The organism is Serratia sp. X10 (assembly GCF_017811775.1).
Taxonomy (GTDB): Bacteria; Pseudomonadota; Gammaproteobacteria; order Enterobacterales; family Enterobacteriaceae; genus Serratia; species Serratia ureilytica.
Genome location: NZ_JAEIOH010000007.1, coordinates 223,870 through 247,843, shown reverse-complemented (window position 1 = coordinate 247,843; position 23,974 = coordinate 223,870). Strand labels below are relative to the sequence as shown.

The following is a 23,974-nucleotide window of genomic DNA, read 5'->3' as shown; positions in this document are numbered from 1 at the left end:
CATTCTCTTATAAGCAAACACAGCAGGAGCAGCACACCCAGCCAAAACGCGCTGCAGGACAGCAAAACCAGCGCCCAACTCTGTGGGCGACTCATCCTTTCGCATTGACGCCACAGCATGCCTTTTCTCCTCTGAATGACGCGTTAATCCAGCCCGCCAGTGCTGCCGTCTTCGCCGGGCAGGCTGAAGTCGTCGTAACGCACCTTGCGCCCTTTGGTCTCAAAGTCGATCGCCAGCTGGCGAGTAATGTGCACGGCCAGCTTCTGGCCCGGCGGAACGTACACGGCGTCGAACATCATGCCGTAGCGCTCACGCACCCAATCGGCAGTCTCTTTCATCCCGCCGGACAGCGCCTTGCCCAGCACGGCCTGGCCGGCATTACCGGTCATGGTCGAAGTGATGCCATTCACATTGTTTTGCGTGGTGTATTGTCCCTGACTGATCCCTTCCCCGGCGGCGCTGGCGGCCGACAAGGCGGCGATCGTCGGCAGATAGGTCGAGGCATTGGACTTACGCTCTCCACCGATGCACGGGATGCCGTTGTCATCGGAGATCCAGCCAATGCCGGCGGTGGTGCTGACATCTTTCGCATTACTGCTGGCATTATTGTTACTGCCGTTGGCATTCATGTTGGTGTTGGGTTTTGGCAGGGTGCGGACCGTCCCGTCCGCAAACACGAAGGTGATGCTGTTGACCTGGCCGCGCACGCACGACAACGTCCAGTCCCCGCTGGCGGTTCCCGAGACAATCGCACCCTCGACGTCCGGCAGCTCGATGCCGTTCGCCGTCAGGTTGTCTTTACCAATCATCAGCTTGAAAGGATAAGGATCGGTCACCGTGCCGTTGATAGGCACCCGGCCCAACAGCGCCGTCATGGCGCGGCTGCCCACCAGGGTGGAATTCTCGGGCAGGGTAAACACCGGCTCGGCGTTCTCCTCCGCCCCTTTTTCATTGGTATGCCCTTTCACCTGCTGCTCATAGGCAGCTTTTTGGCGTGTGATCGCATTGTCGGACAGGAACGACGTCGAGAACTGCGGGCCGTCTTTGGCGCTATTCGGATTACGCGGGTCGGGTTCTTTCATGTCTTTCGGTCCGACCCACATCAAGCCATCCTGACCAGGAGCGGCACCACCGTCCCCGGCGCCCATACCATCCAGTCCCAGCCCCAGCGGGATATCACTGTCGCTTTTTGCCTTGTCCTTGTTCGCACTCAACTGCTCGGTCAGCGTCTGGATTTTTCCCATCAGCGTTTGCTGCTCCTGCTGAAGCTGCTGCTGGCGCTGCTGCGCTTGTTTTTGGAAGCCGGCCACGGCCTCATTGACCTGACCGGACACATTGGTATTGCGCTTACGAAGTTCTTCGTTTTCTTTCAGCACTTTATCAATGTTCTTCTGCAGCTCGGCCTGCTGGGTTCGGGTAGTACCTAGGGTGCCCACCAGGGTACGCAGCGTGTCCTCCGGGGTATCCCCCTCAACACCCAGCGCCCGCAGCTCTTCCGACGACATGCTGGCCAGAACGTTATGCGCCTGCTGAGTCTCCTCCTGTGTTTTACCGCCGCTGCAAGCCTTAAGCCCGACGAGGATCGCGGTGGCCAGCACGCCGAACACAATCACTTTCGGCAACATGTTGGATTTCACATCAGCCATGACCAGCCCCCTTCTTCACCGCTTTTACGGCTTTGCGAACCACTGATGGCTCCGCGACAAACGCCCCGTCCGGGCGACCGGACGTAACCAGATACAGCGTTGTGGTGTCTTCCGGGGTCCCCACCGGGCCGAGATAGCGGTGCTGGAACGTCGCCGTCACAAACTGCCCCTGCAGTACCCGGGGATCGAGCGTGATTTTGCGGCTGGCCGTGTTCTGCACTTTCAGCGCCACCACGTTGCGACTGCCAATACCCCAGCCGCCGAGCGGCGTGATGGTCACCGGCTCTGACGGGTACAGTGTGGTGATACGTTTCGGCAGGTGCGGGTTGACCGGATGAATGCCTGGCACCGCTTCAACCGTGCGCACCGGACTGTACAGACTTTGTGCTGCGTACCGTGTCAGGACGACAGGCAGCGGCGCGTTGTATTTGACTTTTTTACGCTTCGCCTGGGTGCCGTTATCCGCCCCGGGGGCCGCGTTGTTTCCCCCTGAAGCAGCAGACGTGTCATTACTACTGCTGACCGATGTCACGTCACCGCTGTAGACAATGCGCACCGGTTCGGCCGAGCCTTTGTCCGATGCCGTCACATCAAGGAGAATAACCTCCCCGTTTTCCACGTCCTGCAGCTGCAGACGAGTTGAAGGGAAAGCGGCATCCGCTTTCAGATAAACCGCGCCGCCACTGCTTTGCACCCGCAGCTTACCGTTCAGCGCCGGCGGGAAGCCGACGCGGACATTTTTATCGGCAAACAGCACCCGCTCCTTGCCGACGGCCAGCGGGATTTGCAACGGGATACGCTCCCATTTCATCAGCTCTTCCGCCTGGGTAACCGGCACGCTGAACGTCGCCGCTAGGGGAAGTACACTCAGGGAAAGCGCCAGAACACGTGCTTTCATCATTGGAATACTCCTTTTTTCTCAGGCGCGGGTTCCGCTGGCGCCGCAGCAAGACGCTGTGGCATGCTGTCGTAACAATCCAGCGCCAGACCAAACTCATTACGCTCCGGATCCCCTTCTGCGCGCACCACTTTCAGCGGGTAACGTGTCAGTGCCCGTTTCACCGGTTCGCCGGCAAAGGACTCATCCGCCACCAGGTCAAGACGCACTATCCAGTTATCACGGCCTTTGACCGTCACCGGGAACTGGTTATAGCGGCCGTTGTAGCCGTGCTCAGGGATTTCGAACACCACGCGCGTTCTGCCGGCAAGCTCACCGCTTTCGCTACGCTTTTTGGCATCCGCTTTCAGAAAGCGCTCACACGACGGCGTCAAGTACGGTGACAGGCCATTGATTTTTCCCGGGTAATCCACCTCACCGTTCTTTGGCCAGGCATTGAGTTGCTGGAATATATAAAAACCGAAGCTGTAAACCGTGGACGGTGGCACCTCCCACCAGGCACGGGTAGAACCACTGCGCAGGTCGGGGGGATTATGGATAGTCAAATTATCTGGCGCCCGCATCCAGCCGATACTGGCCACCAGAAGAAAAACGACCAGCACACCGCAGGCAACACGTAACGTGAGAATGTGCTGATCGCGGTTTTTAACCGCATGTCTGAAACGGCTCATGTGGACCTCTTAACAACGCGGCAGCGACGCAACGACCAGCCCTGTTTGTCGATAATCAGGGTGGGATCCCCCCACCCCATGCGACGTTTACGCGCCTCGAGGCGCTGCCAGATATGATTCTCCGGTTTACCGCGCTTAAGGCGCGTCAGCCGGCTGCCTCCAAACCAGATGACGAGAAGCGGCGTCACCAGCATGCCGGTGGGTATCACGACCCAACCGGCAAGAGGAAGAAACGGCAACGACACGAGCAGACCCAGTCCCACGCCGGCTAACGCCGCCAGTCCCATCTCCGGGGTCGTAAATCCCCGGAAAACGACGGGCTCGGCATTGAGGCGGTCAGATAAAAATCGGATAGTCTGCATGGCGGGTAACCTTAGAACAGGATTTCGGCAGACTTGCCAACCAGCCAAATGACGGTGACCAGCAGCACCACACCAACCAGCACGATAGCGCCAAACTTGGCCCAGGTCGCCTTCTGATCACGGACCTCGGCAAAGGTATGGATCGCAGCATTGGCGACAATCAGGAAGGCCACCGCAGCGGCGACCAGACCGATAATAACGATCCCGTCCTGGAAATAGCCTTTGATGGTATCCATCAGACCACCGCCACCGCCGGAGGACGGGGGCTCAACCGACGGCAGAGCCGCCTGCACCGGCTGGCTGGCGACATACGCCAGGGAAGTGGCTACTGCGACACGCGCGCAGAGTTGACGGAAAAGACGAACTACAGCATTCATAAAACATTCCTTATTGGTGTGTGAAAATATCATCGTGAAATACGGTCCAGCGCCTCTCACAGGTCAGCTGGCAAACATCCAGATTGAAACAACCAGCAACAGCACGGTTTTGATGACGAAGTGAACCAACGCCCCATTTCGTACTTTTTCGTTGCTCCAGCCCTGGTAAACATCAACCAAAGCCCAGGCCGCCCAGACAAACATCACCGCGAGCAACCCGCCGATGCAAATCAGCGACAGGATATTGATTTCAACGCCGCCGCTGGCCGCCTTGAAGGCCTGTTCCTGCGCCGCATTCATGGCCATCAGGGGCGCTCTCGACGATAATTGCCGGCCACCGCGCTACCATCACGCGGTTGTGCGCGCGAGGGTTCCAGGTAACGGTCAATACCGGCATTGATGGTCTTGAGATCGGCGGTAGCGCGGGCATAGTCGAAGAAGAAACGACCGCGCTCCGACGGATCCGCCTGAACGGCGGCAACACGCGCACGTTCAAGCGCTGCCTGCACCTGGATCAGCATGCGCTGGGCAGAAGCCAGCTCATCTTTTTCAGCGGCAAAGGCAGGCAGTGCGGTCAGCAAAGTCAGCCCCAGCACACAGCCGGCGCCAAGACCACGAACAACGGGGATAGGCATACACAAGCACTCCTTGATGATTTAGGGTGCTCTCAGGGTGCGATAGATGGGGCGGGAGGTCAGCGGATAACTCTTTATGGAATTTTGATAATTTTCAGCTCAGTGAGGAAGGCTATATGCAAGGCTGGAAACCTTGATCCCAAAAACAGGTTTTGCAATATTAACCTTATCCTAAAGGAGAGAGTATTCATGAATGTCTACAAGGTTGAGCTGAAATCACAAGCGTACTATCCCATTGATATCACAGATTACGAGAAACGTACCGCTCGTAGACCACCCTGGTATAAAACCAGCGATAATGGAACTCCCCAATATTTTGCCATCTGCCCGGCGTGTAATAATCCTGTGCAAATTATCGGTTTTTACAAAACACTGGCTAATACACCGAAACCCTATGGGAAACACTTTGGTCGCCCCATTCCAGGTGTGGGGATCTATGATCGCGATGCTTATGAATGGTGTCCTTATTCTAAGAAAAATACGGGGGATCAAGCAGAGCGCCCCAAAAGGGAAAAGGGCTATCTTGCAGAGCAAATCCTTAGCTTGCTCATTAATAATTTTGATAAAGTTGCCTATTTCATCAGTAAAGACTCAGGCGTTTCCATCAATGAAAGGATCGCCAGAAATATGTTGCTGAAATTTCGAGATGAAGATGGATGGTTGTACGCGCGAGCCACTTTGATGAATGCGCCATGGGCTTTTTTATACATGACTGATAATCAAGACATCATGTATACAAAGATCCTTGATAAATCCCTTGCAGCAACCTTGTGTGAGCGCTACCCAGAGGACCTGGTAATAAATGAATGGGGGCAGTTGATAAAGCATCCAGACTGCAAAGACTACGTACATGTTGGCATGTATCAAACAAAACACGCACACCAAGTCTTGGATAATGAACTCACAGAAAGCATGGAGTGCGTGTTTACCTTTAAGAAAGGTTCTGAGCGTACCCACGAAATTTGCCGAAAAAAAATCACTTTCGATTACAGGTATTTCGCCAATATCATCAATTTTGCCAAATGGGAGGTTACTGAACGCAACCAAAAACTCCTCACCCTGGCCAAAGACATCCTGGGGCCACGGCTTCGCTAGTTCAATTGACGATACCTTGTCTGCAGAAGCTGCCACCATTCCAGAGGCAGAGCGGGAATGTCACCATCTCGTTCTGCAAAGCGCAAGCACGACAAAACTGCCTCAAGCGTCATAATGAAATGATGTTGCTCATCCCTCAACGTAAAATGTATGTCATGGACATCTTCATTCGGCGAGTACTTTTGCTCGACTTGTGCGGTATTCACGCCTGCAAAAATCCTTTCACTTTTCATCATCGTTAGTTGCTCCTCTTCATGTCAAGAACATCAAGAGTGGGAAAATATATCCGCCAGGTCAGCATGGAATTCTTTCTGGTTTTATAAAGTTTTTTACTCCTTCGTTTCATAAATTCCAGATCAACTGACGCGTCGCTACGCGACTTGCCTGCTGACGGCAGCGCACAAAAGCCAGTTTTGTACGCCGCCGTCCAGCCTGGATTTCAGACCTACAAATATTTCTTAAACAACGCTGTCGTCACTGTCACCGCAATGCCGAGCAGGATAGCGGCCGGCAACAACAGCAGATTTGGGTATACCGCTGTTGGCCAGGACAAGTACAGCATGCAGGGGATATACACAGCCGGTTTCACCATCCGCTTGGCGTGGTGGTACACAAAGCTCGACTCATAGCCGGCACCGTAGCGCCGAATATCACGCCGCCCCAACCCCTCAGTCAACGCAACCAGGACCACCAGGATAAACAGCGGGATGGACAGCACTAAAATGGTCACGCGTACCAGGGTGATCACGGTGACGTACACCGTTGCCATCAGGTACTCTTTAAGCGTGGTAGCCAGCCAACCGCTCCAGCTGTTCAGCTCCCTGGCCACGGCATTCTGGCTGTGTACCTGCGTGTCATACGCCTGCTTAATCCAGTCCAAAAAGCCACTGTCCACGAAGGTCCATTGATACGCCATCATAATCCAACGGGTGACGGTCACTGACGGTTCAGACAACAGCAGGCTGCGTGTAAACTCAGAGGACAGATACCCCAACTCGGTGTTCATCACCGCTTCACTGTGCGACGCGTCAAGCTCCGGCCAGAAGAATGCCATCCCGACATATTCGATCACCAGGCTCACCAAAAGCGAAGCCAGGAACATACCGAGCAGCATCCACGGCCAGCCCCACAGTACATTGTAAAACAGTCCATGCTTACGGGGTTGTGCGAGCTGCTGAGGCTGATTATTCACCGCTTGCGACATTCAGCCCCCCTTGGATGGCAACATCCGGCATTACAGTGCTGGCTGACCACCAGGACTCGCTGGTACGGTAGTTGCGCTGCATCTCCTCGGCAATCTTCTGCAGGTTGGCCGGCATAAGCGCATCATCCCTGTCGCCGCTGGGCAGTGGCATCCGAATTTTCCACAGTTGACCACCTTCCAGCAGCGCGAACGCCTGTCCTTTCGGGAGGTTAATCACATCCGCCGGGGCAAGCAGTGGGGCTTTCACAGTACCGACGCGGTCCTGGGTGTTGGAGGTAAAATCCTGTCCCTTCTCCACATCGGCCGTATCGGCATGCCCTGATACCAGGGTTTTGGTGTAGATATCCACTTCCGGCAACTGTGTGGTAAGCAACTGCGCGGTGCGGTTCTCACGGACACGGAGCATGATCAGGGTATTGAAGTTACCCGTCACCTGAGCCGCCTTGGCGGTACTGCCGATGCGCGCCTCGATATCCGACTCGGTTTGCGTGTAGGCCGTCACCTGCATACCGGCACCGCCGCCTTTGTTGATAAGCGGGATAAATTCGTCCCCCATGAGTTCGTTGAACTCGTCACAGTGCAGGTTGATTGGCAGTTTACCATCTGCCCGGGTCGGCAACCCGCCGTGCATACCGTGTTTATAGATATGACCGGCAACCGACACCAGGTCGGCAAACATGCTGTTGCCGACGGCAGAGGCGACCACCCCGTCCGACAAGGCATCCAGCCCCACGTAGACAATACCGCGCTTGCGGATGACCTGCTCCCAATCAAAAATGGGTCTCGGGTCGCTCATATCCATATAGTTCGGCGCCAGAAGCTCGGCGGTCTTGCCGGTGGTAAGTTTTTCCAGCAGCGGCAACAGGGACGCCACAATTTTATCGAAGTAAGTACGGTCATAACGGACGGCTGACCGCAGGCCATCGAGAATGGGGTCATACAGCTGCTTGCCGGCCTCGGAACTCAGCGCCATTTCCACCGCCATGATTTTTATCGCATTCGGCTGGCCCTGCATATTGCGCGTTACATCGTCCTCCGTCAGCACCTGCAGGCTGTTGTCGATTTGTTGCTGCAGCGCCGGCATACGCGCCTCAATCACTTTCTTCGCGTAGGTCTCATACAGCTCGCTGATGTTGTTCACGTAACGGGTGATCAACTGATAGTCCGGACGTTGCCCCAGCGCGACCAGGGCACGCGCCACAATATTGACGAATCGCCAGGCAAACTCACGAAACGCAGCACTATTGCCCTCTCCGCTCAGTTGCCCAGAAATACGCCCGGCCACTTCGGACACACGCTCAAAGCGCCCGACGGCGTTATAGCGTGCCGAGATATCCGGCCAGCCCAGGTGGAAGATGAACAGCTCATCCCCACGGCCGGCACGGTGGGCTTCAGCCCAAACACGCCGCAGCAGGTCAGCATCCCCTTTCGGATCAAACACAATGGTGATATCACCGCGGCGAATATCTTGGGTGATCAGCAGTTCCGCCAGGCGGGTCTTACCGACACGGGTAGTGCCCAACACCAGACTATGCCCTACGCGTTCACCCAGTGCCATCGAGACATCGAGCTCATCGGGTTCAATACCATGGATCGCCGGGTTCCCCCCGACCGGTGGCAGCGGCCGCACCGGATTGAGTGGAGAATCCTTGCGCAGCAGCTGGGACAACCACGGCAGGGTATATTCGGCTTTAAGCTCCAGTCGGCGCGCCATCTGGTACAACTGCGACGGTTGGACATATTTTTCCACTTCCGGCCGACGGGTATCCATCAGGCGCTGGGTGTGCTTTTGCTGCCAACGGAAACCCCGCCCCAGGAACAGCCGCTGCCTGCTCACCGGGATCTGTCGACTTTCCATGACATAGCGCGGTAACCGACGCAGATTACGGCGATAAAGGACCACCCGCAGGCCCTGCCGTGCTCGTACCGCGGACAGCACCGCAAACCCGCCGGCAGTAACATAACTCACCGACGGCGCCAGGGCGACCGACCAGGGAGCAGCAAAACAAATCGCTGCCGCAGCACCGGCAACGATCGCGGTATTCAATTCTACCGCCGGGCGCAGCAGCGCTTCCATGACATGACGATTACTCATGACGACCTTCCTTATCATTCAGGTTGGTGACCGAATTCACAGTTAAAAAAAGCAACCACTCTGTATTGCCGGCTAGCAACGCAAGCAGCTTTCGGCCACTGACCAGGTGGACGTAGGGATGGTTCTGCAACAACACCCGGCTCAGTTGACCGGTACGGCCGGTATGAATGAAAAAACCATCACAATGGTGATGTCGCAGCAGCGCACCAAAACGCGTGATATGGGACGGTGAGATCGTCCGTCCGTAACGTTTGGCCTGGATGAAATAGGTCTTGCCTTCGATAATGACCTGACCGTCTAGGCCGCCGTCGCCGCTGTAGGAGGTATTGCGAATAACGGCATACCCCTGACGTTCAAATGCCAGGAGCAACAGCTCTTCAAATACATAGGGGTTGATTTTGCGTAGATAGGTCAGACGCTGGCCATCACCGCCCAGCAACGGTAAGCGCGCCAGTACCCGCGTGGCCGTCGCCTGATATCGGCGGTGGCGCCGACGACTGGCTGTCTCCCGGCCACGGCAGTTCAGCCCCACCATAACAGCAATAAACAACACAACCAGCACAACCGTCAGCACAGGGTTTAGCATTAATGCTGCAGCAATGTGTTGCGCCGATATCATGGTGTGACCTGCTGGGACAAACCGGTATCAGTGATGAGTACCGGGTAATTCGACAGCTGCAGCCGGCGCGCCAACTCACTGCCGGAGGCTGGTGCCATCGGCACACCCGGCGCCAGTTCACGCAGTGCCTGCAGTGCAGGCAGGTTACTGACGTTAACGACGAGACCCGCAGCATGCCGGGATTTGAGTTGTTCCGCGTTCGCCTGCAGCCAGATACGACTGGCATCGTCATCACCCACAATAAACAACGAACCAATCCCGGGCAGTTGCAGCGGGCGCGCCGCTACCACACCCGGCGCCAGCTCCGGTGTCGTCACCGGCAATACGGCCACTTCAACTTCATCAACAGAGGCTGGGGCTTGCGGCATGGCCGACGGTGCTACCGCGTCACCCTGCCGATTAATCCCCTCAAAATAAGGTGATGCGTCATCGCCACCGATATCAGCGATAACATTCAGGTTGGCCAATGCCGTGGTAGTCACCAGACTCAGGCCGAACAGGAGAAAAGTCATTTTTTTCATGATTATGAGTTCCGTGGTTCAATCCAGGTCAGCGCCACCGTTTGTGCCGGTAACACCGTGGCCGTGGGCGTTGTACTGGCCATCCGAATCGGGGCGGTCCCCCTGCCGTTCAGGCGTGCCAGCTTGCCGCTCACGATGGATTTATACCGGGCTGCCGGTGCGCCGCCGGCGGGGTGGTGATAACACCCGGCGGCAACCAGCCAGCTTCCGGGATTGCGGTCATAGCATTCCCGCAGGATGGCCGCTGCCGCGTTGAGATTGGTGTAAGGGTCAAACGCCTCCCAGGTCGACGTGAAGTGATGGCCGTTCCAGCCCAGATTGACCTGGGCAATCCCAACATCGATGCGCTTGCGAGGATGTGTTTTCAAAAAGCGCTGCAGTGCTTCCCAGGCCTGCAGGCGGCTGGCGTAACGATACCCTTTGCCGGCCACGTTAATGGTCCAGGGCCAGGGGCGTTCCACATCCGGGGCCGGACCGGCCCCGCGAGTCACCGAGATGATGCTTTTCGGCGCCATCGATGTCTCGGCCAGCGCCACCGAGTACAGGGACTCCGGTGGCACCCCGTGACGCAGCGCCACCTCCCGGTAGCCGGAAGGAACCTGCTGGGTGGCGGCATGTACGACGCCACCGCTCACAACGGTGAGGAGGGCAAACAGGGGCAACAGTCCCCGGGTCAGAATGCGGCGAGTGTCCATCCGTTTTCCCCTTGTTGCAGCACCACCGGCATCAGGCCGTTGCCGAATTTCATCCAGCGGCCACCGTCATGATTCAGCGTGATTTGACGTGCGCGCACCTTGTCGACAGGAATGTGATGCGCCTTCGCCCAGTTACGCAGCAGACTGTCATTACCCTTGCTGTCAACCAAGTAAATGTCGACCGGCCGGTTATCTGCCAGCACCGCCGCCAGGCGTGCATCGCACTGCCCGCAGTCCTTCGCTTTCACGAACAGCGCCAGTCGCCCGCCGGTGTCATGTACGATACCGGCCGCATTCCCCATGTTCACCGGCAACACACCAAGGCGCTGCCAGGCCGCATCCACCTCACGCTGGAACTTGAGTTCTTTCTCAGTGCGGGCGAACTCCTGCTTTACCCACAGCTGCGCGTACTTTTTACGTTCGGCATCGCTCTGCGCCTCGATGCCAAGAGCAGTTAACGGATCAAGCCCCGGAGACTGCGTCCCGCGAGGGCCAACCATCAACTGCTGATAACGCTGGTACTCTTCGCCACTGAGGCCCCACTGCCTGCCCTGCTGCGCCGTCTTGTTGGCCTGACTCTGCTGAATCTCGCTCAGGGTAGACTGGCTGTTCTCAATGGCCGACTGCTGCGCCGCCTGTGATAACGGGCTCAGCAGCATCAGGGCAATCACGCTGTATTTCAGTTTCATCACGCTCTCCTTATTGGGCGCTGACGGTCTGCAGGCGACCGTTCACACGAAACGTCGCCTGCCCATAGCCGGCACTGACCAGGATCCAGCCGGCGATCGACTCCCCTTCCCCGATTAACCGCACCTGCGACAAATCACTGAACCCCTGCGGCGCCACAGCCGCAAAGGCCGACGTCCCGCGCTGCTCCACCCCGGTCAGCACGAATGGCGCTTTGCGCGCCATACGAGGTACCGCATTACGCGGGGAGGATTTAATTGGCGTGGGCTTGTGCTTTGGGATGATTTTGGCGGTGGCTGACGGTGCAGCGGGTACGTCCGTTGAGGGTGCCACTGCCGGTACAGGCTTTTCAGTCGCTGACTTTTTCACGGACTCAATGCTGTCTTTCAGCGCATTCAACTCAACCTGTTGCGCCTGCAACTGCTGCGCAAGTTTTTCCGATAACCCATTGGTTAACGTCAGCGCACCAATCTGCCGCGTGAGCGAGTCCTGACGCTCAGCCAGGCTTTTAAGCTGTTTAGCCTGCGCCTGCAGCTCATCGGCCATAGAGTTCATGCCATCCTGCGGCGCCAGTGCTTTCTGTGCCTGCTCAAGCAGGGCAATACGCTGATCGACATGCCTGATAGCCCCTGAACCGACGAGTCCAGCCATCAGGGCAACAACGACGCCAGCCGTTGCCCCCCAGAAGGTCTTGCTGCGTAGCACCCCTTTTTTTGCCGGTGTCATCGGCACCATGTCTTCATTATGCTCAGTCATTTTTTCAGCCACCCGCCGGTTGCCGGTACCGCGTTAACCGGCTGAGGTGCAATGACCGTTGCAGCAGGAGGCGCTGAAACCGGTACTGAAACCGCCCTGACCGGAACCACCGTCACCGGCGGCAGCTGTGTCGCCGGCAACTGATACCCGTCACGCAGGCTGTGGCAGACAACACGTTGCACGTCGTCTACCTCGAGCTGCCACGCGGTGCCTGCCAGTACCTGCAGCGCGGTACGCAAACGCATCGGTCCCAGTTGGTACTGCACCGCCGGCAGCGCCTGGCGGTACAGCACGCCGTTTGCCGATCCGGTCGCGCACAGTGAATAGCCCGACTGGCGCAGCGCATAACGCAACGCGTCAGCCACCGTCGGTTTTACTGATGCCGGAATACGGATATCGATGATTTGCGAGAGCGGATCACGCTGAACGGCCGCCGGGTCGGTGCTGACCAGTAAATAACGGTCGTAGCGCACGACCTCAGGCACCTGCCCGTAAGCATCCGGGCTGACCGGTTGAACGTTGCGGGTGACGGTAACCGAAGGCGTGACAGGGGAAATATCGCGCTGCTGCAGTGGCTGCTGAGTAACGCACCCGGTCAGCATGAGTGCAACCAGGGAAGAGAAGAGAATTGTTTTTTTCATCCGGAAGATTTCCTGTTCAGTGACAATTGGCAGGTGTCACTGTGCGGTTACCGTCCGGGAGGCTCAATTAACAACTCTTTATTGCTATTCAAAAAAAAACGCCAACCCGAAGGTCAGCGTTTAGTGTCAGATGACGAGGAACAACATCAGGATAATGAAGGGGTACGAGTAATGCCTTTCGCTCCCATCAACAACCCTTCCGTACTTAAGTCCTCATCCAGATCTGGCCAGTGTATACCCATTCCAGCCCCGCAGAGTTCCCAGTTTTCCCGTTGCGCCTGCGTACCGGCCGCAAGCCGTGGATACCAAGCTAACGGTGCCGAAATAGTTCGGCCATCCATCAAATCAACCGACAAAAGGTCATCATCGATGCGGACATTCATTACACGCAGATCATTTTCATTGCGTAAAGTAAGCATCCCAGGCCTCCTGTAAAAGTGTCCGATGTTCAGTCACCAAACGCTGCAGTATACGCAGTTCATGTGATGCAAATCCCACACTACGCGCAATACTGACATCATGTAACCATATTTTAGCGGTTGCATTGCCCTTATCAATATGGACATGCGCCGGTTCGTTAGGTTCATGACTGTAAAAGTAAAAGCGAAAACCACCTACTCTAAGTATTGTCGGCATAATGTCTCCCGACGATCACAAAGCGTAAATGGCTGATTTTGCGATACCATAACCAAACCCAAGGAACGGTATGTCATCGTCAAAATCCATCGGCGCGGCATTTCCACCCGATTGAGCTGGCTGGGGTTGCTGAGCCGGCGTACCGCTATGCGAAGGTTGCGGTTGCTGAGGTTTCCCCCAACTGCCCTGGCCTGATTGTCCGGCGTTGGCAAGTTGCAAACGCCCACCCAACATCTGCAGAGTGCCGCCAATGTTGACGACGATTTCAGTGGTGTATTTTTCAACACCGGCCTGATCGGTCCATTTGCGTGTCTGCAGGGAGCCTTCAATGTAAACTTGTGAGCCCTTACGCAAATATTCACCGGCAATTTCAGCAAGCTTGCCGAACAACACAACACGGTGCCATTCGGTTTTTTTTTTCTGCTCACCGGTTGCCTTATCGCGCCAGCTTTCAGAGGTCGCCAGGGTAATGTTAGCCACCGCACCGCCATTTGGCATGTAACGGACTTCAGGATCCTGGCCGAGATGACCGACAAGTATGACTTTGTTTACGCCGCGAGACGCCATAATCGAATCCTCATAGGGAATAGAATTAGAAAGGGAAAAACGCCCCGAAAAATCGAGGCGTAGAGGGCGTTATCAGAAAGAGTTTTCCGCGTATTGTTGCTGTGCGGAACCCTGCTGAGGCGGCGTAGAGTCGGATTTCTCAGCCTGATATACCTTTTCCTGACCGATTTTGATCCAATCGACCTTGATAAGGCGGGCTTTAAGACTGACGCGCTGTTCACCGGCATGTTCGCCGCTGTTGAGCGTGAAGATGTCCGTTTTGGGATTGCTGAGCACAAAACCAATCAGGACTTTTTTGTCTTCATCAACTGACTTTTGACAGCGGTTGATCAGGCTGCTGGCTTCTTTACCGGCGACCGTCACATCGAAACGCGTGTAACTGGCGTTATCGGTAGGACCGGAAAGTCCATTGATGACACAGCTGATAAAGGTGCCATTCGGGCCATTAACTTGACGAATGTTGCTGAGGTACCCCATCCCTTTGATAGTCAGGTTGAAGTATTCAGTTTTGGTAGATGCTTGCTGAGATTGGGTAGACATGATGTTTTCTCCAGGAGTAAAGATTCGGTGACGGAGAAATACACCTTCCCCGACGGGAAAAGTATTTCCCGTCGGGAGCCAGGTATGGGTATACGCCATATCCTGACAGTCTGATCAGATTGAATAAGCCTTAATCGTTACGCAAAGTCGCGCTCACTATCAACGATATCTACTCTCAAAGGCGGGCAGATGTACCACGCAGCTAAGCTACGTACTCCCTCTCAGGCTAAGGAAGCGTTCTTTTGTTACCACCCGAAGGCGATCCTCTCAGGTAACGGGATCATTAGTGGCTGTCAATTAACAGCAGGGTCACCCGAAGGCGCTCATCACAGACCCACTGAGCATTGGTGGTTGTCCGAAGACAACAAGTAAGCCTGTTCATTTTTAGTTCAGGTGCTGCTGCTGTCAACCAGGAATATCAATTTTGTGAATTGAGAAAACAAAAACGGCACAGTCAAAGACTGCGCCGCGGAGTTTGCACCATAACTGGTAGTAGATCTCATCTGACTTCGAGGAGGGGTAGTAGACTCCTGGCGCGCTTTTCACGAAGTCGCATGCGCTTAATCAATCAACCTGAGTGTGGAGGCCATTGATACGGGCTGAAGCAGAATTGTCCATGCATTAAACTTTCCTGCCATCCGCAGCCTCGGGGTGCTCTGCATCAAAGCTCGCCCACATTAGCAAAACTTTCAGCGATAAACATCAGACAATCTCTTACTCCGCTCCGGTTGTTTTATTTTTAGCCTGTGATTTTGCTTTATAGCGCTTAGCCTTACGACTACCTTTTGCATCAATGTTGATGATGCCCTGGCAAGTGGGATAATTACTGCAGCCCCAGAAGGCACCGCCACCTTTCTTGCCTGCACGCCGGCGCATCGTCCCACCGCATGTCGGGCACGGCGGTGAAGGAGGCGCAGTGAACTTCACCGCCTGCGTCTTCCCTTTCTCCACCAGATGGCCCGTCCACTGTGCCTGGCGACTCATGAACGTCTCGAGTGTCATCTGGCCTTGGGCAATCTCGTCCAGCGCCTGCTCCCACAGCGCCGTCATCCCGGGGTTGGTCAGCGCGGTCGGTAACGCATCTATCAGTTCGCCGGCAATCGGCGTGGAAAGCAGGATTTTTCCCTTCTTCTCCAGGTAGCCGCGTTTAAACAGCGTTTCTAGGATACCGGCACGTGTCGCTTCAGTACCCAGCCCCGCGTTCTCTTTCAGCACCTTCTTCAGTTGCGGGTCACTGACGAACGCCGCAGCATTTTTCATGGCGGCGATCAGTGTCCCGTCAGTAAAATGCCCCGGGGGCTTCGTCTGCAGCGTTTTAAGCTCCGCACCGGCAACCGCGACGGATTCACCTTTTACCAGGACAGGCAGTCGGACATCATCCGTGTCAGCCGACTCCTCTTTCGCCTCGCTCGCGTCATGCTGGAACAACACTTTCCATCCAGCTACCGCCTCGACCTTGCCGCGGGTGCGGAACAGTTGCCCGCTGATATTGAAGGTCGCTTCCGTGACATCCACTTCGTGTAACGGCAGGAACTGTGCCAGGTAATGCTGACGGATCAGCTGATAGACCTTCAGCTCATCGGCAGACAGCTTGCTCAAATCGAACGGCTGCTTGGTCGGGATAATCCCATGGTGCGCCGTGATTTTTTTGTCGTTCCAGATGCGGGAAACAAAGGCCCTGTCGAGCCTGGCCACACTTTCGCTCTGCGTTGGATCCGTGCGGGTAACCGCACTCAGCACATCGGCAACCTCTTCCCGCATCGATGTCGGCAGATAGCCGCAATCTGTCCGGGGATATGTGGTCGCTTTGTGCGTTTCATACAGCGACTGCGCGATACTCAGCACCTGGTTTGCGCTCATCCCCCACTTGCGTGAGCAAGCCTGCTGCAGCGTCCCCAGGTCAAAGGCCAAAGGCGCGGACTCTTTCTTGCGCTCGGTCCCTACCTCAAGCACAACGGCATGACCTGTTTGCTGACACAGCTGCACCACGGCCTGCGCCACATTCTGCTGAATACAGCGTTTCTCTTCATCACAGTAGTTGGCAGCCGGCACCCAGTTCGCAGGAAAAGTAATGCCATCCTTTTGCAGGTTCGCCCTGACTTGCCAGTACGGCTTGGAAATAAAATTGGCGATTTCGCGGTCACGGTTCACGACCAGCGCCAGCGTGGGGGTCTGTACCCGCCCGATCGACAACACCTCGCCGTATCCCTGTTCCCGCGCCTTTAGAGTATAAAGTCGGGTCAGGTTCATCCCCGTCATCCAGTCAGCCCGGGCGCGTGCCAGGCCGGCCTCATACAGGGGTGCAGTCTTCTCGTCAGGGAGTTTGTTTGCCAGAGCATGCCGGATACTGGCCTCGTCCAGCGCTGACAACCAGAGCCGCTGGACTGGGCCGGTAAAGTGGCAGTGCTCCAGTAATTCCCGTGCGATCACTTCCCCCTCACGATCCGCATCGGTCGCAATCACTACAGAATCAACCTGCTTGAGCAACCCACGGATGACCGCAAACTGATCGGCAGTGTCTTTTTTTACCGTCATTTTCCACTGAGCAGGAACGATAGGCAGTACAGACTCCCGCCAGGGGTTACCGAACTGTTCACCGTAGGTCTCCGGCTGAGCCTGCTCCAGCAGGTGCCCTATTGCCCAAGTGACGATGACGCCGCTACCCGCCAGATAGCCCTGCTTACGCTGGGTCGCTCCGAGAATGGCACCGATATCTTTACCCTGGCTGGGTTTCTCACACAGGTAGAGCTGCATCAGATAACCTCCCTCAGCCCTGACCTTTGGCAACCTGCTGCAGCTGCGTCATCAGTCTCCCAAGGTAAGCGTCAGTCAGGTGTGACGCATCCGGTGAGCTGTATGTCACTTTCAGACGGCTGCCAACGCCGGACTTGACCACTTCGAGCTCAAGGCGATCATTGCCTTTCCATTCCTGCCCCATCTTGTAATAACTGCCCCGATTTGCCGACCAGACCGGACGTGCTTCATCAATGGAGCTCGCACTCCAGTCACCGTGCTGATCACGCTGGCGCAGACTTTCAAGCTCCTCGGAGGAGATGAACTGATAATGACTTTTCAGGCGCGCCGCCGCGGTATCAACGTCCACCGGGAGGCTATACGAATGATGCACGTCCTGCCGGGGCCCGGAAATAACGGCTCGGGTCATCCAAGGCATGCTACCCTCACTGGAGCTACCGCTACCACCGCTTGCCAGCGAATGTGCAGCGTCACTGATTTTCTGGTTCCACTCGCCCAACGCAGTGCCTGCACACCCCGTTAACACCAACGCGGCGCAAAGAACACCTGGCATCAAAAAAGACGTTACCTGTCGACTCATACTCATGATTTAGCTCCTTTTTTAGAGGAAATTAATGCAGAGGTCTTGAGTGGTGGAGAGAAAGAGGAGCGTATTGCGCCCGACATAATATCTTCGTCAGGCATACCAAAACGGGTGATCGCATCCTTACCTGCGGGCGTTTCGAGACGAATATCATCTCGAGTCACCTTCGCGGGACGATAGTGTTGGACGACACCGTAAACGCTACGGATCCAATGCCCCCCTCGGTCCAATAGAGTGTCGCGTTCCGAACGTGATATAAGCCCATAGTGCCAAGCTTGAAAGGCTTTCATCGCAAGCTGGTCATAACCGACCAGAAGGAAAACACAGCGATATCCCACAGGAGTGCGACTAAATACACCAATATTTAGAGGAGACACGGAAGCAACATCTGAAAGAGAAATTTGTGCAGGGATGTTTGCCAGTGTTTTGTCCAGCTCGGCAACAGCCTGTTGAAGTAACTGCGTACCTTTATTTAAGGTCTCTTCCAGGGCGACCATTGCAGCATCGGCATAAGGGTTATCTTCACCAGAAGCCTCATTGATCTGCCCTGCTCGTAGAATAAAACGGGGCATACTATAAATATCAGGGCGTCGCTTCCCCGACGTTTCAGGATCAGCGTTTTGGCTACGTCGCCCTTCCCATAAACGAATGGCATAGAGGGTATGAAGCTCTACGGTAAGAGTGGATTTTAATGCACCAGCGCGTGCAGCCGCCGGTTTTTGTTCGTTATTCTTTGCTGATTCAACCATTAGAAGCATCCTTCCGGGAATGTGTGTGGCTTGAAATAGTCTCGGCAGTCACCATTAGCAGCAATCCAAAACTCTTTTTCATTTCCAAAGGAAAAGTGATGACATGAATTTTGCTCATTTTTTAGCCACTACTGGCAGTACCAACAGTGGCCACTTTTTAATCACACAAGTTTTAATCTGAGAGTGTCGAAAATTCTGGATACATACCCAGACCTTAGGTTGTTTATTTTTTAAGCGGTGTTGGCAGTGCCAACGCTGTGTACTTTTTAAACACCTCTTCCTGTTTAGATTTATGACTTATTTTTTGCGCGTGCCATTCCCAAACGTAGCTTCGTAACTATGTCGCTGACATGCTCCCGCGACGCCAGGTGTTGACGGACCGGATCTGTTGGTTTTGCTGGCGCCGCAGAGCAAGGTATTTGGCGTCGTGGTACAGGCCGGGTAGGTTCTGGGGATTTTGCACTCGCATACAGCTCACCGTTCCGGGCGCGCTTGATCACTGCCAGCAGCCAGCCAGTGGGGTTATTCAGGCTGCCTTTGGCCATCGCCTGCTCAAGACTCTCCAGCACCTGACGGGCAACCTCTGCAGGCAATGCCTTAAGCTGGACACCAATCTGCCGCTGATCATCTGCCGCTATGCTGTTCTGCAGTTCGGCCGGTAACTCAGGTACGTACGTTGTTTTATTCACACTCTGTGTGAAAGAACGTACGTTACAGTTCGGTTTCGTTGATGCACCGTAATTGACTGATTTCAGCATGAGTTCGGGAAGCGAACCCAGTGTTTTGCCTCCCTGTTTTACACTGAGTTCGGCATCAGAACTGGGCTTAATTTGACTCAGTTCGGTATCCGAACCCGGGGATTTCTTACTGAGTTCGGCGTCCGAACTGGGGATATTTTCCTGTCGTTGAAACACTCTGGCAGCCATCTGTTGCGGGGTTTGTGGCGACCCAAGCCGTTCAGCAATCGCCGCCATCTGTGAATGCTGATGACGCATTGTCGGGTCATGTTGAATATCGGTCAGTACCGACCAGGCAGTCTGGCTGACGGTGCGATTTTTATGCGCGCAGCCCATGGCGACCGTATCCAGCCAGGTCGGATCCAATGTCTCCGCATCACGGGCCGAGAGTGGTTCATCATGTTGGGCATAGATGTTCCCCCTCACTCGCCCCTTGTCGTCACGCACACGCCGGCACAAACTGAGCCAGCCTGTCAGGCGTAACATCAGCAGCACGCGGCTGACAGTCTCGCGGGACGCCTTACCGTTAAATGGCGAGGCGAGCTGCAGCTGCAGTTCGTCATAGGTCGGGAACACGGCGCCCTGGTTCTGTTGTGCGTACAGGCGGATCATTATCCACGCGGTTTTATCCAGCGGTGACAGGCGAGTGTCCAGAAGCAACCGGCGGGGGATAGAGTCATGCACATTGCCCATGTACAGCAGACCGCTGCGCAGATTCGTGACATCGGGACTCCCCGTGTGCTTTTCCGCGCCTATTCGTTCCCCCAGGCGGGCATTCATTTGTTCGAGCGTAAAGGTGATCAGGCTGTCATCAGGTGTTTTATTTATGCTCATCGATTTTGCGCATCCTTTTACGCGGCCCACGCCCACAGGGCGAAAGCATCAAGCGGTTGTAGGCCTAACGGCACTCAGGCCTGTACCCGACATCAGGTACAGGGTCAGTGTCATCACTTCCACAGTTCGTTGTTGTAGCGTTCATGGGTCAACAGCTCCCAGTCATCACCACTGTTTCGGCTGAGCAGTCGCCAGCTGGTACCGATATCAATCTTCATCCAGGCACGCCCAGGGGCGTGCTTGCCTTTAACATGAAGGTGCTTATAGTTACGTTCCCCGCGGCGGAAACGCCTGACCTGCTCCTTCGCCTTTCTTTGGCAGGATGGTGGCGCCGAACGGGGGACCTGCAACCCCGGCATTAACATCACAGGCTTCATGCCAACCTCCTTGTATTTCCTCCCGGCGTAGCGCGTGGCGTACGCACGGCCTGAATGGCTTTTCTGGCCGTCGCAGTCTGAGGGGCATCGAAGCTGCGAACTGCATGCCAGACAGCTGTCAGAGAAACATCCATCTGTTCGGCGGCCAGCATCATGACGTCCAGTCCATCCGCACTGGAAGCGTCATCGATGTCGGCTTTTTGCCACTGGCGCCACAATGCCGCATTCTCGTCGTCGCTGAGCGCTGCACAGCGCCCCTGGCGAATGTTGATACCGGTCATGCGTCGGCGGGCGGCAACTTCAACGGTCGAGAGGCCAAAATAGTGCTGCATCATTTCGATAGAGCCCCCCAACGCCAGTGCACGATCAATCCGCTGCATGCGCTGCTGCTCACGGCGCGCATGTTGCAGCATCAGAGAGAAATTCTCGTGATGGATTTGGAAGGTCAGCACCGATACCGAGCTGTTCATCAGGTAATGCAGGTCTTCAATGGTCAAACCGTGCAGCAGTTGCATCTCCTCCGTGGTCAGCCCCAGAGATTCACAGCGGCGGATATAGCCTGATTTAAGTTCCATCACGAGCTGGGTGAGCAGGCTGTTCGTCGCCTGAGACAAGCTATTACTCATAGTGAAGCCCCCCGATTTCTGAAAAATATCTCGAAAAAACAGCAAACAAGCATGCCAGCAACACCATGGAAACGAACAGGAATGGCAACGCTGAAATGAAGTTTTTGCCCTTGCCCTTAAACCACGTTCTGGGATCAGGAACGTTGCCCATACCTAGAAGCAGGAACCAAAAAACGAAGGTCTGCATTGTGAGTAGATACAAATAAGGGTTCATAAGTTGCGTCCTCCCTGATAACCAATGCCAGTGTTCACAGCCCCCTGAACCCCCTGGTGTAAACGGGCGTTCTGGCCTGCTTCGTATCCACGTAAACGGGCAATATCATCACCGCGGCAGGTTTTCGGGGCGCGCGTTTGCAGCTCCCCCATCTTTTGGCTTTCCAGCTAGGCTCCAATCAGCTCGCATTCCTGTTCAGTAACGGTAAACGTCGTGATGACTCTCCGGACGCCGGCAACCCAGCCGGCACGAAACTGCTCTGCTCGGGCACGCCGCGTGCTCGTTTTCAGGCGCTTATTCTGGGTTTTCAGGTAGTCTGCAGTCGCATCTTTCAACTGCCGGCTCAGCACATCGAACGCATAAGCCGCAACGGCCGGCCGCTCACTAAAACCGTAGAACGTCACGTTGCGGCGCGGGCCTGACGCGCTATCCCTCCAGGAAAAATACAAATGGCATCCAAAGGCACGGGCAATCGCCCACGCCAGGCTGGACATCCATTCAGGCAGTTTTTGTTTCGCTTCGGAAGGTGCTCCCCGACTCGGTGCCGTCTGAATAGATGACAGGCTGGCCTCCAGCTCGCTGATGCCGTATTTTTCCATCAGTTTTTGCGCCCGGGCTAACGCCAGTCCAGCCTCATGCGCATTGCTGTTGCTGCGGGCAAGCTCAAGCAGTTTGCGCACCAGTTTCACCAGGTGCGCCTGTCGTTGTGAATGGCTCATCAGACTGCCTCCTCTGTTGCAGATAAATCACGCTGCAGTTCACGCAGACGGCGTAAGACGCGAATAAGGCGCATCAATTTCACGGCATGAATATCGTCAAGCAAAGGCCAGTCAGCCGCATTTTCCGAACCGATAAGGGCTTCATTGAGCGAGCTGGATGAGGCACCGTCTGGGTTGTTGCCGGCAAGGGTCAGGAGTAACGCGGTAAAGCGAGAAGGACGTTCGGCAGTCAATGCGTAGCCGGCAGCCTGCAAGTCGGCTTTATCGGCTTTGATTTCCGCCTCGCAGCCCGCCACTTCGGCCAGTTCGAATGCCAATCGGAAGGTGATCACCTGCAGGTGCTCGATATCGTCCTGCAGGGCAGAAATAGCCCAGATGGAGGAGACCGGCTCAAGTCCTACCTCGGCAAAAGGCACCTCTGCAACAGGGGTTATACCTTGCTTTGGCTGTGTCACGGTATTGCTGTGAGGGGCTGTCGGCTCATGAGGGGCCGGCAGGGGGGCTGTGGTATTCTCACCATCTAAAACCGTTTCAACGTCACCCGACAACACAGAAGGCGCACCGTATAAATCAGGCTGAGTTTCAACACGTGGTTCAGTTTGAGTTGCAGGCGTTTCCTCTTCCTGAGCGTTCTGTGATTCATCATCGGCATCTCTCGTTGATTTATGCAACGCGCTGTCCAGCACCAAAGAAGAGCCTTCTCCCTGTACTTCAGGTACCGTCGGTCCGCCGGTATTTCCCTGCTGCAGTGCTGGCGCCAGTTCGACAGTATTGCCTTCGCCTGACAGCTCAGGCGTTAATGCCGGCTCAGGGTCACCGAGGTGCTTGCGCCGGTTTTGCTCTTTGGGATCGAGCTCCAGTAGCCAGCGGTCATAATTGAGCAACGGGTGTGGCAACGCGTTGATGAGCGCACCAATCAACTCATCACGAAACATATCCAGAGAGTAGATTTCGGGGTCATCAAATTGGCTGCAAACTTTGCCAAAGACGCTATCAAACGGTTCTTGAACCTCGACAGTAACACTATGTTCCTCCCAAGTTTTTTCAGCTTCAGCTCGTAAAGCAAGCAATTGACGAATTTGGGGGGCTCCCAATCCCGATTTAAGAAGAGATGGCATGAATGGATATAGGTATTTCACCGTATCTTCCATACGGCTGATACTGGAGAAATGCACCGGATATCCATCAGCACTCATCAAACTTGAGAGCTCACGCAGAGAAACAGCTTTACCCAATTTTTCTTCATACAGGGCACGAGCATCCCGGATCCCCAGAGCTTTTTCGATAAACGCCAGATCTCCCCGTTGTTCGTTCTCGGCCAGATGGCCAAGAAGACAGGACAAACGACCGGGCCATGGCTTGAAAACACAAGAAATGCGGTAAAACCGTTCATCCCCTGTTTCTTGCCATAGTTCTTGCAAGATTGAATAACGGGTGTTACCACCATCACTGAAAAAATAACCCAGTTCGGGTTGTTCAGGATCAAGAGTAACTAATGGCACAGTTCTCAGACCGCGAACCCTAATCCCCGCCTTGATTTCATCATATTCAGGATTCCTCGAAATTCGTGGGTTATACGGCGATACGCTTAGCTGGTCGAGAGTAAGCACCAACGGCATATCACTCACTGGCAGTACAGATGATGTCGAAGTTACTGCATGAGTGCCTGCAGCTGTTTTTCCCTGCTGGAGCAAAGCACTGTTCAGATCGAGGATCTTGGTTTTAGTACGCGCCAT

29 protein-coding genes and 1 pseudogene are annotated in these 23,974 nt (G+C 55.3%); 1 reads left to right on the top strand and 29 read right to left on the bottom strand.

All coding sequences use genetic code 11. The features are described from left to right. Window positions 1-143: 143 nt before the first annotated feature. From J9788_RS20900 to J9788_RS20870, 7 genes are all read right to left on the bottom strand, one after another. A complete protein-coding gene (locus J9788_RS20900) occupies window positions 144-1,646 on the bottom strand; it encodes a TIGR03752 family integrating conjugative element protein (RefSeq protein WP_182265402.1) in 1,503 nt (500 codons plus the stop codon). Then, a complete protein-coding gene (locus J9788_RS20895; RefSeq protein ID WP_182265403.1) occupies window positions 1,639-2,547 on the bottom strand; it encodes a TIGR03749 family integrating conjugative element protein in 909 nt (302 codons plus the stop codon). Before J9788_RS20895 ends, J9788_RS20900 begins: the two co-directional genes overlap by 8 nt. Continuing rightward, on the bottom strand, window positions 2,544-3,215 hold the full coding sequence (locus tag J9788_RS20890) for a PFL_4703 family integrating conjugative element protein (RefSeq protein WP_182265404.1): 672 nt from the start codon (window positions 3,213-3,215) through the stop codon (window positions 2,544-2,546). The genes J9788_RS20895 and J9788_RS20890 overlap by 4 nt, the downstream gene beginning before the upstream one ends. After that, on the bottom strand, window positions 3,212-3,577 hold the full coding sequence (locus tag J9788_RS20885) for a TIGR03750 family conjugal transfer protein (RefSeq protein ID WP_182265405.1): 366 nt from the start codon (window positions 3,575-3,577) through the stop codon (window positions 3,212-3,214). Before J9788_RS20885 ends, J9788_RS20890 begins: the two co-directional genes overlap by 4 nt. 11 nt (window positions 3,578-3,588) lie before the next feature. After that, window positions 3,589-3,954 carry a TIGR03745 family integrating conjugative element membrane protein gene (locus tag J9788_RS20880; protein ID WP_182265406.1) on the bottom strand — a complete coding sequence of 122 codons (366 nt, stop codon included), beginning with the start codon at window positions 3,952-3,954 and terminating at the stop codon, window positions 3,589-3,591. Window positions 3,955-4,017: 63 nt separating this feature from the next. Further along, a complete protein-coding gene (locus tag J9788_RS20875; RefSeq protein ID WP_182265407.1) occupies window positions 4,018-4,260 on the bottom strand; it encodes a TIGR03758 family integrating conjugative element protein in 243 nt (80 codons plus the stop codon). Further along, complete coding sequence (locus J9788_RS20870) at window positions 4,260-4,589, bottom strand: RAQPRD family integrative conjugative element protein (protein WP_060558308.1); 330 nt, start codon at window positions 4,587-4,589, stop codon at window positions 4,260-4,262. The genes J9788_RS20875 and J9788_RS20870 overlap by 1 nt, the downstream gene beginning before the upstream one ends. A gap of 189 nt (window positions 4,590-4,778) precedes the next feature. Here J9788_RS20870 and J9788_RS20865 point away from each other — a divergent pair, with 189 nt between their 5' ends. Then, a complete protein-coding gene (locus J9788_RS20865) occupies window positions 4,779-5,684 on the top strand; it encodes a hypothetical protein (protein WP_182265408.1) in 906 nt (301 codons plus the stop codon). Here the strand turns inward: J9788_RS20865 and J9788_RS20860 are convergent. The 22 genes and pseudogenes from J9788_RS20860 to J9788_RS20755 form a co-directional block, all read right to left on the bottom strand. Continuing rightward, window positions 5,681-5,920, bottom strand: a complete 240-nt coding sequence (locus J9788_RS20860) for a hypothetical protein (protein ID WP_182265409.1) — start codon at window positions 5,918-5,920, stop codon at window positions 5,681-5,683. The genes J9788_RS20865 and J9788_RS20860 overlap by 4 nt on opposite strands. Window positions 5,921-6,129: 209 nt before the next feature. Next, window positions 6,130-6,888: a TIGR03747 family integrating conjugative element membrane protein gene (locus J9788_RS20855; RefSeq protein WP_182265410.1), complete on the bottom strand. Its 759-nt coding sequence runs from the start codon at window positions 6,886-6,888 to the stop codon at window positions 6,130-6,132. Beyond that, complete coding sequence (traD, locus tag J9788_RS20850) at window positions 6,869-8,983, bottom strand: type IV conjugative transfer system coupling protein TraD (RefSeq protein WP_182265411.1); 2,115 nt, start codon at window positions 8,981-8,983, stop codon at window positions 6,869-6,871. Before traD ends, J9788_RS20855 begins: the two co-directional genes overlap by 20 nt. After that, entirely contained in the window at window positions 8,976-9,602 is a 627-nt protein-coding gene (locus J9788_RS20845; protein ID WP_182265412.1) for a restriction endonuclease, read from the bottom strand. Before J9788_RS20845 ends, traD begins: the two co-directional genes overlap by 8 nt. Next, window positions 9,599-10,123, bottom strand: a complete 525-nt coding sequence (locus J9788_RS20840; protein WP_182265413.1) for an integrating conjugative element protein — start codon at window positions 10,121-10,123, stop codon at window positions 9,599-9,601. The genes J9788_RS20845 and J9788_RS20840 overlap by 4 nt, the downstream gene beginning before the upstream one ends. A gap of 2 nt (window positions 10,124-10,125) precedes the next feature. Continuing rightward, complete coding sequence (locus J9788_RS20835) at window positions 10,126-10,818, bottom strand: transglycosylase SLT domain-containing protein (protein ID WP_182265414.1); 693 nt, start codon at window positions 10,816-10,818, stop codon at window positions 10,126-10,128. Continuing rightward, a complete protein-coding gene (locus tag J9788_RS20830; RefSeq protein WP_182265488.1) occupies window positions 10,797-11,507 on the bottom strand; it encodes a TIGR03759 family integrating conjugative element protein in 711 nt (236 codons plus the stop codon). The genes J9788_RS20835 and J9788_RS20830 overlap by 22 nt, the downstream gene beginning before the upstream one ends. A gap of 10 nt (window positions 11,508-11,517) precedes the next feature. Then, entirely contained in the window at window positions 11,518-12,261 is a 744-nt protein-coding gene (locus J9788_RS20825) for a hypothetical protein (RefSeq protein ID WP_182265415.1), read from the bottom strand. Next, window positions 12,258-12,902 (bottom strand): PilL N-terminal domain-containing protein, encoded by a 645-nt coding sequence (locus tag J9788_RS20820; protein WP_182265416.1) that lies wholly within the window; start codon window positions 12,900-12,902, stop codon window positions 12,258-12,260. Before J9788_RS20820 ends, J9788_RS20825 begins: the two co-directional genes overlap by 4 nt. Window positions 12,903-13,048: 146 nt before the next feature. Further along, entirely contained in the window at window positions 13,049-13,321 is a 273-nt protein-coding gene (locus J9788_RS20815; protein WP_182265417.1) for a DUF2442 domain-containing protein, read from the bottom strand. Beyond that, entirely contained in the window at window positions 13,302-13,538 is a 237-nt protein-coding gene (locus J9788_RS20810; RefSeq protein WP_012146806.1) for a DUF4160 domain-containing protein, read from the bottom strand. The genes J9788_RS20815 and J9788_RS20810 overlap by 20 nt, the downstream gene beginning before the upstream one ends. Window positions 13,539-13,553: 15 nt before the next feature. Next, window positions 13,554-14,105: a single-stranded DNA-binding protein gene (locus J9788_RS20805; protein WP_182265418.1), complete on the bottom strand. Its 552-nt coding sequence runs from the start codon at window positions 14,103-14,105 to the stop codon at window positions 13,554-13,556. A 72-nt stretch (window positions 14,106-14,177) separates the two neighbouring features. Next, window positions 14,178-14,645 (bottom strand): STY4534 family ICE replication protein, encoded by a 468-nt coding sequence (locus J9788_RS20800; protein ID WP_043143807.1) that lies wholly within the window; start codon window positions 14,643-14,645, stop codon window positions 14,178-14,180. A 714-nt stretch (window positions 14,646-15,359) separates the two neighbouring features. Beyond that, window positions 15,360-17,399: a DNA topoisomerase III gene (locus J9788_RS20795; protein WP_182265419.1), complete on the bottom strand. Its 2,040-nt coding sequence runs from the start codon at window positions 17,397-17,399 to the stop codon at window positions 15,360-15,362. Window positions 17,400-17,412: 13 nt separating this feature from the next. Further along, a complete protein-coding gene (locus J9788_RS20790) occupies window positions 17,413-17,985 on the bottom strand; it encodes a hypothetical protein (protein ID WP_182265420.1) in 573 nt (190 codons plus the stop codon). Then, window positions 17,982-18,731, bottom strand: a complete 750-nt coding sequence (locus J9788_RS20785; RefSeq protein ID WP_160204623.1) for a PFL_4669 family integrating conjugative element protein — start codon at window positions 18,729-18,731, stop codon at window positions 17,982-17,984. The genes J9788_RS20790 and J9788_RS20785 overlap by 4 nt, the downstream gene beginning before the upstream one ends. 290 nt (window positions 18,732-19,021) lie before the next feature. Continuing rightward, the gene (locus J9788_RS20780) at window positions 19,022-20,302 is read right to left on the bottom strand and encodes an STY4528 family pathogenicity island replication protein (RefSeq protein WP_182265421.1); all 1,281 of its coding nucleotides are present in this window, start codon (window positions 20,300-20,302) and stop codon (window positions 19,022-19,024) included. 113 nt (window positions 20,303-20,415) lie between these two features. Then, on the bottom strand, window positions 20,416-20,679 hold the full coding sequence (locus tag J9788_RS20775; RefSeq protein ID WP_043143926.1) for a hypothetical protein: 264 nt from the start codon (window positions 20,677-20,679) through the stop codon (window positions 20,416-20,418). Further along, a complete protein-coding gene (locus J9788_RS20770; RefSeq protein ID WP_060558267.1) occupies window positions 20,676-21,305 on the bottom strand; it encodes a DUF2857 domain-containing protein in 630 nt (209 codons plus the stop codon). Before J9788_RS20770 ends, J9788_RS20775 begins: the two co-directional genes overlap by 4 nt. Beyond that, the gene (locus tag J9788_RS20765) at window positions 21,298-21,519 is read right to left on the bottom strand and encodes a hypothetical protein (protein WP_182265422.1); all 222 of its coding nucleotides are present in this window, start codon (window positions 21,517-21,519) and stop codon (window positions 21,298-21,300) included. The genes J9788_RS20770 and J9788_RS20765 overlap by 8 nt, the downstream gene beginning before the upstream one ends. Beyond that, a pseudogene (locus tag J9788_RS20760) lies at window positions 21,516-22,238 on the bottom strand (DUF2786 domain-containing protein). Before J9788_RS20760 ends, J9788_RS20765 begins: the two are co-directional and overlap by 4 nt. Then, on the bottom strand, window positions 22,238-23,974 hold the full coding sequence (locus tag J9788_RS20755; RefSeq protein ID WP_182265423.1) for a ParB family protein: 1,737 nt from the start codon (window positions 23,972-23,974) through the stop codon (window positions 22,238-22,240). The pseudogene J9788_RS20760 and the gene J9788_RS20755 overlap by 1 nt, the downstream one beginning before the upstream one ends.

Excerpts from the sequence above, each read along its gene's own strand:
- J9788_RS20865 (WP_182265408.1), top strand. The coding sequence starts at position 4,779 with ATGAATGTCTACAAGGTTGAGCTGAAATCACAAGCGTACTATCCCATT.
- J9788_RS20890 (WP_182265404.1), bottom strand. The coding sequence starts at position 3,215 with ATGAGCCGTTTCAGACATGCGGTTAAAAACCGCGATCAGCACATTCTC.
- J9788_RS20875 (WP_182265407.1), bottom strand. The coding sequence starts at position 4,260 with ATGGCCATGAATGCGGCGCAGGAACAGGCCTTCAAGGCGGCCAGCGGC.
- J9788_RS20785 (WP_160204623.1), bottom strand. The coding sequence starts at position 18,731 with ATGGTTGAATCAGCAAAGAATAACGAACAAAAACCGGCGGCTGCACGC.
- J9788_RS20855 (WP_182265410.1), bottom strand. The coding sequence starts at position 6,888 with ATGTCGCAAGCGGTGAATAATCAGCCTCAGCAGCTCGCACAACCCCGT.
- J9788_RS20885 (WP_182265405.1), bottom strand. The coding sequence starts at position 3,577 with ATGCAGACTATCCGATTTTTATCTGACCGCCTCAATGCCGAGCCCGTC.
- J9788_RS20795 (WP_182265419.1), bottom strand. The coding sequence starts at position 17,399 with ATGCAGCTCTACCTGTGTGAGAAACCCAGCCAGGGTAAAGATATCGGT.
- J9788_RS20840 (WP_182265413.1), bottom strand. The coding sequence starts at position 10,123 with ATGAAAAAAATGACTTTTCTCCTGTTCGGCCTGAGTCTGGTGACTACC.
- J9788_RS20770 (WP_060558267.1), bottom strand. The coding sequence starts at position 21,305 with ATGAGTAATAGCTTGTCTCAGGCGACGAACAGCCTGCTCACCCAGCTC.
- J9788_RS20775 (WP_043143926.1), bottom strand. The coding sequence starts at position 20,679 with ATGAAGCCTGTGATGTTAATGCCGGGGTTGCAGGTCCCCCGTTCGGCG.
- J9788_RS20765 (WP_182265422.1), bottom strand. The coding sequence starts at position 21,519 with ATGAACCCTTATTTGTATCTACTCACAATGCAGACCTTCGTTTTTTGG.
- J9788_RS20835 (WP_182265414.1), bottom strand. The coding sequence starts at position 10,818 with ATGGACACTCGCCGCATTCTGACCCGGGGACTGTTGCCCCTGTTTGCC.
- J9788_RS20800 (WP_043143807.1), bottom strand. The coding sequence starts at position 14,645 with ATGTCTACCCAATCTCAGCAAGCATCTACCAAAACTGAATACTTCAAC.
- J9788_RS20820 (WP_182265416.1), bottom strand. The coding sequence starts at position 12,902 with ATGAAAAAAACAATTCTCTTCTCTTCCCTGGTTGCACTCATGCTGACC.
- J9788_RS20755 (WP_182265423.1), bottom strand. The coding sequence starts at position 23,974 with ATGGCGCGTACTAAAACCAAGATCCTCGATCTGAACAGTGCTTTGCTC.
- J9788_RS20780 (WP_182265421.1), bottom strand. The coding sequence starts at position 20,302 with ATGAGCATAAATAAAACACCTGATGACAGCCTGATCACCTTTACGCTC.
- J9788_RS20900 (WP_182265402.1), bottom strand. The coding sequence starts at position 1,646 with ATGGCTGATGTGAAATCCAACATGTTGCCGAAAGTGATTGTGTTCGGC.
- J9788_RS20895 (WP_182265403.1), bottom strand. The coding sequence starts at position 2,547 with ATGATGAAAGCACGTGTTCTGGCGCTTTCCCTGAGTGTACTTCCCCTA.
- J9788_RS20880 (WP_182265406.1), bottom strand. The coding sequence starts at position 3,954 with ATGAATGCTGTAGTTCGTCTTTTCCGTCAACTCTGCGCGCGTGTCGCA.
- J9788_RS20830 (WP_182265488.1), bottom strand. The coding sequence starts at position 11,507 with ATGAAACTGAAATACAGCGTGATTGCCCTGATGCTGCTGAGCCCGTTA.
- J9788_RS20815 (WP_182265417.1), bottom strand. The coding sequence starts at position 13,321 with ATGCTTACTTTACGCAATGAAAATGATCTGCGTGTAATGAATGTCCGC.
- J9788_RS20860 (WP_182265409.1), bottom strand. The coding sequence starts at position 5,920 with ATGATGAAAAGTGAAAGGATTTTTGCAGGCGTGAATACCGCACAAGTC.
- J9788_RS20845 (WP_182265412.1), bottom strand. The coding sequence starts at position 9,602 with ATGATATCGGCGCAACACATTGCTGCAGCATTAATGCTAAACCCTGTG.
- J9788_RS20870 (WP_060558308.1), bottom strand. The coding sequence starts at position 4,589 with ATGCCTATCCCCGTTGTTCGTGGTCTTGGCGCCGGCTGTGTGCTGGGG.
- J9788_RS20810 (WP_012146806.1), bottom strand. The coding sequence starts at position 13,538 with ATGCCGACAATACTTAGAGTAGGTGGTTTTCGCTTTTACTTTTACAGT.
- J9788_RS20790 (WP_182265420.1), bottom strand. The coding sequence starts at position 17,985 with ATGAGTATGAGTCGACAGGTAACGTCTTTTTTGATGCCAGGTGTTCTT.
- J9788_RS20805 (WP_182265418.1), bottom strand. The coding sequence starts at position 14,105 with ATGGCGTCTCGCGGCGTAAACAAAGTCATACTTGTCGGTCATCTCGGC.
- J9788_RS20825 (WP_182265415.1), bottom strand. The coding sequence starts at position 12,261 with ATGACTGAGCATAATGAAGACATGGTGCCGATGACACCGGCAAAAAAA.
- traD (WP_182265411.1), bottom strand. The coding sequence starts at position 8,983 with ATGAGTAATCGTCATGTCATGGAAGCGCTGCTGCGCCCGGCGGTAGAA.